At 46.0% G+C, this 12,801-nt stretch carries 12 protein-coding genes; 5 read left to right on the top strand and 7 right to left on the bottom strand.

Translation table 11 applies throughout. The annotated features are described in order from the left end of the window. Positions 1-15: 15 nt before the first annotated feature. From phoU to pstC, 4 genes are all read right to left on the bottom strand, one after another. Positions 16-693 carry a phosphate signaling complex protein PhoU gene (gene phoU, locus NQ564_RS13185; RefSeq protein WP_008150041.1) on the bottom strand — a complete coding sequence of 226 codons (678 nt, stop codon included), beginning with the start codon at positions 691-693 and terminating at the stop codon, positions 16-18. A gap of 101 nt (positions 694-794) precedes the next feature. Beyond that, positions 795-1,547 carry a phosphate ABC transporter ATP-binding protein PstB gene (gene pstB / locus NQ564_RS13180; RefSeq protein ID WP_008150040.1) on the bottom strand — a complete coding sequence of 251 codons (753 nt, stop codon included), beginning with the start codon at positions 1,545-1,547 and terminating at the stop codon, positions 795-797. Positions 1,548-1,558: 11 nt separating this feature from the next. Then, on the bottom strand, positions 1,559-2,446 hold the full coding sequence (gene pstA / locus NQ564_RS13175; RefSeq protein ID WP_008150039.1) for a phosphate ABC transporter permease PstA: 888 nt from the start codon (positions 2,444-2,446) through the stop codon (positions 1,559-1,561). A gap of 8 nt (positions 2,447-2,454) precedes the next feature. Beyond that, positions 2,455-3,645 carry a phosphate ABC transporter permease subunit PstC gene (gene pstC / locus NQ564_RS13170; protein ID WP_008150036.1) on the bottom strand — a complete coding sequence of 397 codons (1,191 nt, stop codon included), beginning with the start codon at positions 3,643-3,645 and terminating at the stop codon, positions 2,455-2,457. A 557-nt stretch (positions 3,646-4,202) separates the two neighbouring features. Here pstC and NQ564_RS13165 point away from each other — a divergent pair. From NQ564_RS13165 to NQ564_RS13150, 4 genes are read left to right on the top strand one after another with little or no spacing between them, the layout of a single operon-like run. Beyond that, complete coding sequence (locus NQ564_RS13165; protein ID WP_008150033.1) at positions 4,203-5,399, top strand: glycoside hydrolase family 88 protein; 1,197 nt, start codon at positions 4,203-4,205, stop codon at positions 5,397-5,399. A gap of 9 nt (positions 5,400-5,408) precedes the next feature. Continuing rightward, on the top strand, positions 5,409-6,626 hold the full coding sequence (locus NQ564_RS13160; RefSeq protein WP_008150031.1) for a DUF2264 domain-containing protein: 1,218 nt from the start codon (positions 5,409-5,411) through the stop codon (positions 6,624-6,626). Between the two features lie 60 nt (positions 6,627-6,686). Then, positions 6,687-7,529: a 5-dehydro-4-deoxy-D-glucuronate isomerase gene (gene kduI / locus NQ564_RS13155; protein WP_008150029.1), complete on the top strand. Its 843-nt coding sequence runs from the start codon at positions 6,687-6,689 to the stop codon at positions 7,527-7,529. A 30-nt stretch (positions 7,530-7,559) separates the two neighbouring features. Next, a complete protein-coding gene (locus NQ564_RS13150; protein WP_008150028.1) occupies positions 7,560-8,351 on the top strand; it encodes a gluconate 5-dehydrogenase in 792 nt (263 codons plus the stop codon). A gap of 150 nt (positions 8,352-8,501) precedes the next feature. Here NQ564_RS13150 and NQ564_RS13145 read toward each other — a convergent pair whose 3' ends face one another. Together NQ564_RS13145 and NQ564_RS13140 are read right to left on the bottom strand one after the other, a co-directional pair. Then, positions 8,502-9,998: an acetyl-CoA hydrolase/transferase family protein gene (locus NQ564_RS13145; RefSeq protein ID WP_008150026.1), complete on the bottom strand. Its 1,497-nt coding sequence runs from the start codon at positions 9,996-9,998 to the stop codon at positions 8,502-8,504. Between the two features lie 77 nt (positions 9,999-10,075). After that, positions 10,076-10,516 carry a hypothetical protein gene (locus NQ564_RS13140; protein WP_008150024.1) on the bottom strand — a complete coding sequence of 147 codons (441 nt, stop codon included), beginning with the start codon at positions 10,514-10,516 and terminating at the stop codon, positions 10,076-10,078. A gap of 250 nt (positions 10,517-10,766) precedes the next feature. Between NQ564_RS13140 and miaB the strand changes: the two genes are divergently transcribed. Then, entirely contained in the window at positions 10,767-12,140 is a 1,374-nt protein-coding gene (gene miaB / locus NQ564_RS13135) for a tRNA (N6-isopentenyl adenosine(37)-C2)-methylthiotransferase MiaB (RefSeq protein WP_021861837.1), read from the top strand. Between the two features lie 167 nt (positions 12,141-12,307). On the opposite strand, the gene NQ564_RS13130 is transcribed toward miaB, so the two are convergent. Beyond that, the gene (locus NQ564_RS13130; RefSeq protein ID WP_008150019.1) at positions 12,308-12,742 is read right to left on the bottom strand and encodes a DUF6078 family protein; all 435 of its coding nucleotides are present in this window, start codon (positions 12,740-12,742) and stop codon (positions 12,308-12,310) included. Positions 12,743-12,801: the final 59 nt, after the last annotated feature.

The raw sequence follows: 12,801 nt of genomic DNA, 5'->3' as shown, positions 1-12,801 counted from the left end.
CTGGCTGCAAAGATATTACTTTTCTTCCGTTTTGCCGATGTGCTTCATCACCTTTGCATCCAAGTAGAAGATCAGTTCTTCTGCAATGTTAGTGCAATGGTCGCCGAAACGTTCCATCTTGCGGACGACTCCCGCCATATAAAGACCGGCCAGTGCACTGCCCGGATGCGCTTCGATATACTGGGCGATCAGAGGAGTCGAATCGTGGTTGATCTCATCGATGATGTTGTCTTTCAGGAAAATGCGTGATGCGATCTCGGAACTTTCCTTCTCGAAGGCTTCCTGGGCCAATGATATCATGCCAAGAAGTTCGTGCAACATTTCTTCTACGCGGGCGATCTTTACCAGTTCCGGATCGATCGGTTCCCCTTCTGGCAGGTTTACGGAGAAGCGTGCGATGCTTTCGGCGAAGTCACCGAGGCGTTCCAAGTTCGTGTTGATCTTATACATGGCGAGTACGAAACGGAGGTCGATGGCCACCGGCGCGTACAGAGCAATGATATCTTCGCAATCGCTGTCGATCTTCAGCTCGAATGCATTTACGCGGCGTTCGCGGCTGAGCACTTTATAGGCCAGTTCCTTGTCTCCGGTCAGCATCGCTTCACCAGCATTGTATATCTGCTGATGGACGAGTGCCCACATCTCGTTGATTGTATTCTTTAGCGCCGCTATTTCTTGTTCAATAACCTTCATGTTTTGATTTATGATTTATAATTTATAATTTATGATTTATGGATTATGAATTATGATTTATGTGTCGATGATAAATCATAATTCATAAATCATAAATCTTCTCACCCAAATCTCCCTGTAATATAGTTCTGCGTCGATTCTTTTTCCGGATTGGTGAAGATTTTACGCGTTTCACCATATTCGACCAGTTCGCCCAGATAGAAATATCCTGTCTTGTCGCTTACACGGGCAGCCTGCTGCATGTTGTGTGTGACGATCACGATTGTGTATTCCTTTTTCAGTTCATGGATCAAATCCTCGATCTTGCCTGTTGAGATCGGGTCGAGGGCAGAAGTCGGCTCGTCCATCAGCAGGATGGAAGGCGAGATAGCTAATGCCCGCGCGATGCAGAGACGTTGCTGCTGGCCGCCGGAGAGGGCGAAAGCCGAATCCTTCAGCTTATCCTTGACCTCGTCCCAGAGAACGACCTGTTTCAGGCTTTTGACTACGGTCTCTTCGATGTATCCGTTATCTTTAATGCCGTTTACGCGTAGACCGTAAGCCACATTTTCGAAGATTGTCTTTGGGAACGGGTTCGGTTTCTGAAATACCATTCCGACATTTTTACGGAGCGTATCGACTTTTTCCCCTTTGCTGTATATGTCCCGTCCATCAATGAATATCTTACCTTCCAGACGTGTGTCGGGAATCAAGTCGTTCATGCGGTTGAACAAGCGGAGGAAAGTAGATTTGCCACAACCCGACGGGCCGATAAAGGCTACCGAGGTATTGGCTTCTATCTGCATCGAAATGTTCTTCAACGCATGAAAGTCGCCGTAATAGAAATCTACGTTTTGAGCATCAATCTTTATCATTGTATTGTTTATTAATTCATTTTTACTTTCTTAGCAAAATAATTACGCAATAGGTTTGCCAGCAGATTGACAACCAGGACGATTGCAATCAACACCAAGGCCGTTCCGTATGCCATGCCGCGGGAGGCTTCTATATCCGTTCCGCTCGTGGATATTACATACAAATGGTAAGGCAGTGCCATACACTGGTCGAAGATGCTTCCCGGCAATTGAGGAAGAAAATAGGCCGCTACGGTGAATAAGATTGGAGCCGTTTCGCCCGATACACGTCCGACCGACAAGATCAGGCCGGTGATGATATTCGGGAAAGCCATCGGGAGCACGACACGGCGGATGGTCTGTAGTTTTGTCGCGCCTAATGCCAAGCTGCCGTGACGGAACGAGTCGTCGATGCTTTTCAATGCCTCCTCCGTCGTGCGGATAATCAGAGGAAGTGACATCAATGCCAGCGTGAACGAACCGGCAATGATCGAGTCTCCCCAACCCAGCGCATTGACGAACAGCGACATACCGAACAAGCCGAATACGACCGACGGGACTCCGCTCAAATTGTTTGTCATGATACGGATGAAGCGGACTACTTTGCCGTTTGTCGCATATTCGTTCATGTAGATGCCGCTCATGATCCCGATCGGGAAACTGATGATACTGCTTCCGACGATCAGGTAGAAGGTTCCGACGATCGCCGGGAAGATTCCCCCTTTTGTCATTCCCTCTTCCGGGGCTTTCGTCAGGAAGTCCCAGCTTATCACGCTGCCTCCTTTGATGATGATGAACCCTAAGATCACGAACAAGATCGCCACGACCAGATAACTCAACAGGGTGAAGAATCCGAATGCAAACCTCTGTGAGGTCCGTTTCTTCAAATCTATATTTCCTAACTTTTGTACAGGTGCCATAATGCTAATCAGATTTTTCTTTTAGATGAAATATACTCGACGGAGATACTCAATATCAGTGTGATCAGGAAGAGGACGGCGCCGAGTAGGAACAAGGCTTCATAGTGTGCGCCTCCGGCGGGAGCTTCCCCCAATTCGGCAGCGATCGTTGCAGGAATGGTCCGCACCGGCTCGAAGAAGGAGGTCGGGATGACGGCCGCATTGCCGGTTACCATCAGGACGGCCATCGTTTCGCCTATCGCACGTCCGATGCCCAGCACGACTGCGGATGTAATACCGGAAATGGAGTACGGGATGATTACTTTGTAGATCGTCTGCCATTGGGTAGCGCCTAAGGCGAGGCTTGCCTCTTTCATGGCACGGGGTGTTGTCCGCATGGCATCCTCCGCAACGGTGATGATCGTAGGGAGTGCCATAATCGCCAATACCACGCTGCCGGCAAAAGCCGTTTCGCCGACAGGCAGGTCGAATGTCTTCTGGATGAGCGGAACGATCACCACCAAACCGAAGAAACCGTAGACGACAGACGGAATGCCTGCGAGTAGTTCGATGATCGGTTTCAAGAGGTCGCGTGTCCGTTTATTCGCAATTTCAGCCATGTAAATGGCCACCGCAATTCCGAAAGGAAGAGAAAGGACGATTGCACCGATGCTGACTAGCAATGTGCCTAACAACAAAGGGATCAATCCGAATATCGGAGCCGGTGTCGAGGTCGGATACCATTTCGTCCCTCCGAAAAATTCTCCCAATGTGATTTTCTCTTCCGGAAGGACTTTTCCCTGGAAACCGTTTTCCAGTAAATACTGCTTGGGGAAGAAGGCGATGATACCGGGTTCTTTCGCCACCAGTTCGCTGATCTTTTGAGGGACGTATTGAAATTCGTCACCTAACTCTTCCTCTGCATAATAGTTGGTTAGATCGGAGAAACGGAATATCAGGATATCCTGATCTATTCCGCTGACATCCTTCCAATTGGTTATATTACCGTCGAAAATATCCATGATCTTCTCTGGTGATAATTTTCCAACATCGTTGCTTTTATTTACGGCAAGGACATACCCCTCTTCCGTGGCCGGAGTATTGAAAAGGCCGCCGGCCTCTTTGAACAGAAAAAACACGATCAGCAAAATCGTAAAGCTACTGACGCTTCCGCTGATGAGTAATCCTCCTTCTACAATCTTTTCGAAAAACTTTCTCACTTTGTTTACCTTTTTATTCTACCGCAAAGGAACGAAACAAATATTACGAAGCGATTACATGGGGTTGAACGGGGTGTTACGATATTATTACGTTTGTATTTCAGGGTACTGATGACACAAATATAATTTTGACGCGGATGACACGAATAACGCGGATAAGAAAACATGTATCAGGTGTTTAATCGTCGTTATTTGCGTTTATAAACCTTTCGACTAAGGGCGAAAAGTAAAGAAGTGGTAGTAATAGCTGTAAATACCTGTGTATTTGTTTGATTAATTAATATTGTAGCATCCTTGTTTTTTTACTTAAATATATATGGGTGGATGTGAAGTAGGGGAGCATGGTCAACCAAAATCGGGACGGGATAGGGTGAAGGCAGTCCGGATGTCTGCCTTCACCCTTGTATGAGATGATAATCAAAAGGCGTCAAGGGCAGGTGAAGTTGAATTGGAAATCCATGTGATATTTATGTATACCAGTCGCTTTTCTATCGTAATACGCAGTAATTTGTAAACTTATCCCTATATTTGTCCAAAATCTTTCTAATTATTCAATTATGAACAAACTTTTAAGTTTATCTGTGTTAGCGACCACACTGTTATTGTCGTCTTGTAGTAATGCCCCGCAGGAGGAACCTCTTGCAAAAGTGATTGACCGTGGTTTGAGAGCCTCGACCGAACAGGCGCTGCTTATGGCCAAAGAGCTGGAACAGCAGGAAGGCCGGCTGCCTAAGAGCATCAAGGATGGCAAACTGGAAACCAGCGACTGCTATTGGTGGTGCAGCGGTTTCTTCCCCGGTGAACTCTGGTACCTGTATGAAAGTAATCCCACTCCCGAGTTGAAGAAGTATGCCGAACTTTTTACCGGACGCCTGGAAAAAGTACAGCATGTGACGGATAACCACGATGTAGGTTTCATGCTTTATTGTAGCTATGGCAATGGTTACCGCTTGACACAAAATCCCGCTTATAAGGATGTACTGGTGACAGGCGCCGGCTCGCTCAGTACCCGATTCAACCCTATGATCAAAGCGATCCGTTCCTGGGACTTTACCAATAATGGTAAATGGCAGTATCCGGTTATCATCGATAATATGATGAACCTCGAACTGCTGACGTGGGCAAGCAAGACTAGCGGCGATAACCGTTTCTATGATATTGCGGTCACGCATGCCAATACGACGATGGAAAATCATTTCCGTGATGACTATAGCTGCTATCATGTCGTTTCATATGACACCATCACCGGAAAGTCCCATATCAAAATGACACATCAAGGCTATGCCGACGAGTCGGCTTGGGCACGCGGACAGGCATGGGCAATCTATGGCTATACGATGATGGCCCGTGAAACCGGCAGTCCTGAATATCTGGCACAGGCCAAGCATATTGCCCGTTTCCTGATGAATCATCCGAATATGCCTGCCGATAAAGTCCCGTATTGGGATTTCGACGCTCCTAATATCCCGAATGCGCCGCGTGATGCCTCTGCTGCCGCTATCATGGCATCCGCCCTGATCGAATTGAGCCAGTTGGATAAATCGGATGAGGCAAAAAGCTATCTGGACTTTGCCGAACAGCAGGTGCGTTCTTTATCATCCCCTGAATATTTGGCAGAGAAGGGAACAAACTGTAACTTTGTACTCAAACATTCGACCGGCCATCTGCCTGGAAACAGCGAGGTGGACGTGCCGCTTAGTTATGCCGATTACTATTATGTGGAAGCATTGATGAGACTGAAAAAATTAATTTGAATATAAACCATGAGAAATTCATTGAAAATCGCCGTACTAATTCTATGTACGATCTGTCTGCCTTTTACGGGTAACGCCCAGCAAGCAACTGGTAAAGAAGATCGTGCGTTCTGGGTGGAAAACCTGACACGCATTGCAGATCCCGTACTTGTCAATCTGAGCAATAATACGTTGAAGAAGAATATGCCTTATGAATCGCTGGGCAACCGTCATCGTTTCTCGCATTTGGAAGCGGTGGGCCGTCTGGTTTGCGGTATCGCTCCTTGGCTGGAACTGGGACCGGACAATACGCCGGAAGGCAAGCTCCGTGAGAAGTATATCGACCTGACGGTAAAAGGTTTGAAGAATGCCGTCAATCCTGGGGCTCCCGACTATCTGGTTTTCGGTGAACCGTCGCAACCTTTGGTGGATGCAGCTTTTTTAGCGCAGGGATTATTGCGTGCCCCGAAACAACTTTGGGGAAATCTTGATCCGCAAGCAAAGGAATGGATGATTACCGAATTGAAGCGGAGCCGTAACATCAAGCCTTTTGAAAGCAACTGGTTGCTTTTCGCTTCGACCGTCGAAGCTGCTTTGTTGGAGTTTACAGGAGAATGTGACATGGAGCGGATGCTGTATGGAGTGAAAAAATTCCGTGATGAATGGTATAAAGGAGATGCAATGTATGGTGATGGAGTTGATTTTCACATGGATTATTATAATAGTTTCGTGATCCATCCGATGCTGACGGACGTGCTGGTCGTGATGAAGAAACATGGTATCGAAGGTGCTGATTTTTTAGATACACAGCTGAAACGTCATGCTCGTTATGCCGAGATACTGGAACGTTTTATTTCTCCCGAAGGATCTTTCCCGGTTGTCGGCCGTTCCATCTGCTATCGTTTCGGTGCTTTCCATGCGTTAGGACAGGCGGCTTTGATGCATATTTTGCCCGAACGGGTGAAACCGGCGCAGGTTCGTTGTGCTTTAACTTCCGTCATCCGTCGTCAGTTGGAGTCTCCGGCAAATTTCGATAAGAACGGTTGGTTGCGTGTAGGCTTTACAGGTGAACAAATCGAGATCTCCGAGTCTTATATCAATACCGGGAGTGTCTACCTTTGTGCTTTTGGATTAGTACCTCTGGGACTGCCGGAAACGGATGAGTTCTGGTCTGCCCCTTATACGGAATGGACGAATGTGAAAGCGTGGAACGGGGAAAAGGTGCAGGCTGACCATGCGATTAAATGATTGACAATTGATAATTGACAATTTGAAATAGTAACATGACAATAAATACTGAATAAGAAGATGAAAACAAATTATGAATTGCGTTATGCTGCGCATCCGGAAGATGCAAAGCAATATGATACGAAACGTATCCGTCGTGACTTTCTGATTGAAAAGGTGTTTACTCCTAACGAAGTGAATATGGTGTATTCGATGTACGACCGTATGATTGTGGGTGGCGCTATGCCGGCAGGCGAAGTATTGGTGCTGGAAGCAATCGATCCGTTGAAAGCTCCTTTCTTTCTGACTCGTCGCGAAATGGGTATCTTCAATGTGGGCGGACCGGGTGTTGTAAAAGCTGGGGAGGCTGTTTTCGAACTTGATTTTAAGGAAGCCCTTTATCTGGGTTCCGGTGACCGTGAAGTGACATTTGAAAGCAAAGATGCCAAGAATCCGGCTAAATTCTATTTTAACTCTACGACTGCACATCGTAACTATCCGGATAAAAAAGTAACAAAGGCTGACGCTGTTGTGGCCGCTATGGGTTCTTTGGAAATGTCTAACGACCGTAACATCAACAAGATGATCGTCAATCAGGTTCTTCCTACCTGCCAGTTGCAGATGGGTATGACAGAACTGAAACCAGGTAGTGTCTGGAATACGATGCCGGCACATGTGCACAGCCGTCGTATGGAAGCCTATTTCTATTTCGAAATTCCTGAAGACCAGGCTATCTGCCACTTTATGGGGGAAGTAGATGAAACCCGTCACGTCTGGATGAAGGGTGATCAGGCTGTATTGTCTCCCGAATGGTCTATCCATAGTGCTGCTGCCACTCACAACTATACTTTCATTTGGGGTATGGGGGGTGAAAACCTGGATTACGGGGATCAGGATTTCTCTTTGATCACCGACTTGAAATAATATTCGCACATTAAATACATTATTATCATTATGGTAAATTTTTCATTGGAAGGTAAAGTTGCACTTGTAACAGGTGCTTCTTACGGTATCGGGTTTGCGATTGCAACTGCGTTTGCTAAAGCTGGTGCTACTATCGTATTTAACGATATCAAACAGGAATTAGTAGATAAGGGTATTGCTGCTTATGAAGCCGAAGGTATCAAAGCGCATGGGTATATTTGCGACGTGACGAATGAAGAACAGGTAAATGCTTTCGTTGCACAGGTGGAAAAGGAAGTGGGTGTAATCGATATTCTGGTTAATAATGCTGGTATCATCAAACGTATCCCGATGGTAGAAATGACGGCTGCCGAATTCCGCCAGGTGATCGATATCGACCTGAATGGTCCGTTTATCGTCTCTAAAGCAGTTATCCCTTCCATGATCAAGAAAGGACACGGAAAGATTATCAATATCTGCTCTATGATGAGTGAACTCGGCCGCGAAACCGTATCGGCTTATGCTGCTGCCAAAGGTGGCTTGAAGATGCTGACTCGTAACATCGCTTCCGAATATGGCGAATACAATATTCAGTGTAATGGTATCGGTCCGGGTTATATCGCAACTCCGCAGACTGCTCCTTTGCGTGAAAGACAGGCTGACGGTTCACGCCATCCGTTCGATGCCTTTATCGTAGCCAAAACTCCGGCTGCCCGTTGGGGAACTCCCGAAGATTTGATGGGACCTGCTGTGTTCTTGGCCTCCGACGCCTCCGACTTCGTAAACGGTCATGTACTGTATGTCGATGGCGGTATTCTGGCTTATATCGGTAAACAGCCTTGATAATGCGTGCTAAGGGTTGTGTTACCCTTCTGTGCTAAAAAGAGTCCTTTTGAGAGATATTCAGATTTCTCTCAAAAGGACTCTTTTTAGGTAGGAGTCTAAATCAAAATTTGACACACCCCCACCTTTTCGTGAAGCGACTGGCGGCTATTACTTGTTGTATTTGCTCCAGTCAACATTGTGCATGTCTCCACTGGCAGCCAGTTCTTCGTGGAAAGCGAAGCAACATTTCAGGTTCTGAGGCGTGTGTCCCTTGATACCCATTGCCAGGTATTCTTCCAATAACGGTTTGTAATCCGGATGGACGCAGTTGTCGATGATGCAACGTGCACGCTGGATCGGAGATTTACCGCGCAGGTCAGCAACGCCATATTCCGTGATGATGATTTTGACGGAGTGTTCGCTGTGATCCAGGTGAGAAACCATCGGCACGAATGCACTGATCTTACCTTCCTTCGCCGTAGACGGAGTTGTGAAGATAGACAACATGGCTGAGCGGGTGAAGTCACCGGAACCACCGATACCGTTCATCATTCTTGTTCCGGATACATGAGTGGAGTTGATGTTACCGAATATATCCGCTTCCAGTGCCGTATTGATGGCCACCAGACCGAGACGGCGGGCGACTTCCGGATTATTGGAAATTTCCTGCGGACGAAGGAGAATCTTATCTTTGAAGAAATCCAAGTTTGCGTAGATGTCACGGATCACTTCATTGCTGACAGACAGTGAACAACCACTGGCAAATTTGACGCGTCCCTGTTTCATCAGAGCAATAACAGCGTCTTGGATCACTTCCGTGTAAACATTGAATGCCGGAATATCCTTGTTTTCTCCCATGCAACCTAAAACGGCATTGGCGACATTACCTACGCCACTCTGCAACGGAACGAATTCTTTCGGTAGACGGCCGGCTTTGATTTCACCAACCAGGAAGTTTGCAACATTCTGGCCAATAGCCATTGTTACATCATCCAGCGGAGAGAATTTGCCGCCTTCGTTCGGTTCGTCGGTCTTGACAACACCAACGATCTTTGCCGGATCTACTTTCACACAGTCGCTACCGATACGATCGGACGGAGTGTAGATGGGGATTTCACGGCGGTAAGGAGGATCAGCCGGTTCGTAGATATCATGCATACCACGGATTTCTTTCGGGTGGCGGCAGTTCAATTCGACGATGATACGGTCGGCCATGCCACAGATTGTCGGCAGAATACCGACACCGCTTGTCGGAACGATTTCGCCGTCTTCCGTCACATCAGCAGCTTCAACAATGGCTACATCTATCTTGCCTAAGAAGCCATAACGCAGACTTTGTGCCAGTTCAGACAAGTGCATGTCGTAGTATTGTGCACCGTGGGAGTTCAGTAGGGCACGCAGGTCCTTGTTGGACTGATACGGAGTGCGGAATTTGATTGCATTGGCGCGAGCCAGTTCGCCATCCAGTTTGTCGCCTGTCGAGGCGCCGGTAAACATACCGATCTGGAACGGGTTTCCTTTTTCATGTTCGGCAATTGCTTTTTTTGCAATAGCGCCTGGCACAACTTTAGGACATCCTGCAGGAGTAAATCCGCTAAAGCCTACATTGTCGTTGTGATGTACGAATGAAGCTGCTTCTTCAGCTGTGATAAATTTTAAAGCCATGATATTATTTGTTGTTATATTAGTAATTCTTTATTCAGTTAACAGTGCGGCGCAAAGGTATTAAAAAAGAATATAGATTAATACTTGCGATTAAGTATTTCAGTGTAAATAACAGCTTTTCTCAGTTCGGCGGCATTGTCGAACTCGATATCCGTAAGCGGGCTTTCTTCTTTGGCCGGGGGAACGACAAGGCGGTTCCCGGCAAATGACTGTCTTCCCGCTGTTTTTTCGGCGGTAAGGAACGGATTGGGAGCTACAGACTGCTGCTTTTTCTGCTCTCTTTTAGGTTTGGGAGCGGCAACGGACCGTTTGGTGGTTTTCGGATTTTGCATCTCTTCCAAAGCCTCCCAGAAACCTTTGTCGGGGACACTTTCTTCTTCAGCAACGATTTTCCTGTCCGGTTGACCCAAAATTTGTTTAGGCTGTTTCTTTTTCTTTTTTGAACTGAACATACTACTGATGCCGGCAATTGCCAGAAACAGGATATAGAGCCAATCGCCAATATTTTCGCCTTCCATAAACTTTGATTATTTTTGCACTCCAAATGTAGGAAATATTATTTAGAAGTGAAAGAAAGGATGCATATAATAGGTATAAAAGTAAATAAGGGTAACTTCACAGCCACCCTTATTCGATTTAACCAAAACCTTAACTATGAAAAAATTTACGTTTTTCGATTACAAATATAAGCGTGGTATTTTAACTGTGCAAGTGTTTGATGAATTATTTTTCAAAAACATTTATATTTAACAATAATTAGTAAATAAGATGACGAATCAAGAGAATGGCGTGGACTTAAAATCCGCAGCCGGAATGGAAGAAAAGAAGTTGTTCATCGAAACCTACGGGTGTCAGATGAATGTGGCAGACAGCGAAGTCGTCGCTTCCATCATGAAAATGGATGGATATGCAGTGACTGACAAGATTGAAGATGCTGATGCTATTTTTGTCAACACTTGTTCGGTTCGCGATAATGCCGAACAGAAAATCTACGGACGGCTTCAGTATTTTCAGTCTTTAAAAAGAAAGAAAAAAACTTTAGTGATCGGTGTGCTCGGATGTATGGCAGAGCGCGTGAAGGAGGAACTGATCGAGGTGCATCATGCCGATTTGGTAGTTGGCCCTGATTCCTATATGGACTTGCCGAACCTGGTAGGTGCGGTCGAACACGGAGAAAAGGCGATCAATGTTGAGCTTTCCACACAGGAAACCTACAAGGATGTGATCCCATTGAAATTAGGAGGTGTGCATATTTCGGGTTTCGTCTCCATCATGCGCGGATGTAATAATTTCTGTACCTATTGTATCGTTCCGTATACCCGTGGAAGGGAACGCAGCCGGGATATTGAAAGTATCCTGAACGAGATACGTGATATGCGTGAAAAAGGTTTTAAGGAGGTGACCTTGTTAGGGCAGAATGTAAACTCTTATCTCTTTGAGAAAGAGGGAGAGAAAATTTCGTTTCCCGTTTTGCTGAAGCGTGTGGCCGAGGAGGTACCTGAGATGCGTGTCCGCTTTACCACTTCTCACCCGAAGGATATGAGTGACGAAACTCTGCACGTGATCGCCGAGCATGATAATATATGTAAGATGATCCACCTTCCTGCACAATCGGGAAGCTCTCGCATCCTGAAAGTGATGAATCGTAAATATACGCGTGAATGGTATCTGGACCGTATTGCCGCTATCCGCCGTATCTTGCCGGACTGTGCTATATCGACCGACTTGTTTTGCGGTTTCCACTCCGAGACGGAAGAAGATTATGAGGAAACGCTTTCCCTGATGCGCGAAGTGGGCTACGACAGCGCTTTTCTTTTCAAATATTCCGAGCGTCCGGGAACTTATGCGGCCCAGCATCTTCCCGATACGGTCAGTGAAGAAGAAAAAGTCCGCCGTCTGCAAGGCATGATCGATTTGCAGAATCGGCTTTCGGAAGAAAGTAACAAGCGTGATATCGGCAAAGTGTTCGAAGTGTTGATCGAAGGTTTCTCCAAACGTTCGCGTGAGCAGTTGTTCGGTCGTACCAGTCAGAATAAAGTCGTGATTTTTGATAAGAAAAATTATCATGTCGGACAATTCATAAAAGTACGCATCCACCGTGCCTCTTCCGCTACTCTGTTCGGAGACCCGGTGGAGGAATAATCCCTATTGACACTGATCATTTGTTTCAACATCAAAAACAAAAGTGTCTGTGGTCGAAATTTTAGTTTCTCTCAATGAAACAAAAGTTTCGTCCGAGGAAACTAAAGTTTCAAAGGCAGGAGTTGTTTGAAACTTTAGTTTCTCAAAAAATATTTGCTGAAACTTTTTTACCAGTCAAAGCTTTCCCTGTATGAATCGAAAACCGGTTCTTCGTTGATTCCGTTCTGTTCAAAAAGTTGTTTGATAAAAATTTGATGTTCGGGCAATAACTCGTTTTCCTTGCGCAAGAAACGGTAATAAAGTGTTTTTCCGAAGTGCTCGACCATCTGCCTTCTTAGGAGCAAAGCCGTCTTATGTGGCACATTATCGAGTAAGTTCGTTATCCCCAAAGCAATTCGTTTTTTGATTTGTGATTTGAAGAAAGGGCACTTGTCTCTTTCCTTCGGATAATGGGCTGGCTTTACGATCGGAAAGAATTTGCGGATGGATGTACTGTTGGCTGCTGCCAGATGGCGTAAACAATGGTTCACCTGCGTACACTGATCGTTTAGGCAATGTGCGAAATCGTATGGAACCTCTTGATAATCAAATTCGTTTTTCATAATGTGCAAATGTACGGATTATATTTGAACCCGTATCCTATTTTTGTATTTGTATTAAG

This window comes from Parabacteroides johnsonii DSM 18315 (assembly GCF_025151045.1).
Taxonomy (GTDB): Bacteria; Bacteroidota; Bacteroidia; order Bacteroidales; family Tannerellaceae; genus Parabacteroides; species Parabacteroides johnsonii.
The sequence above is the reverse complement of the archived record's forward strand: the minus strand, read 5'-3'. Positions and strand labels throughout refer to the sequence as shown.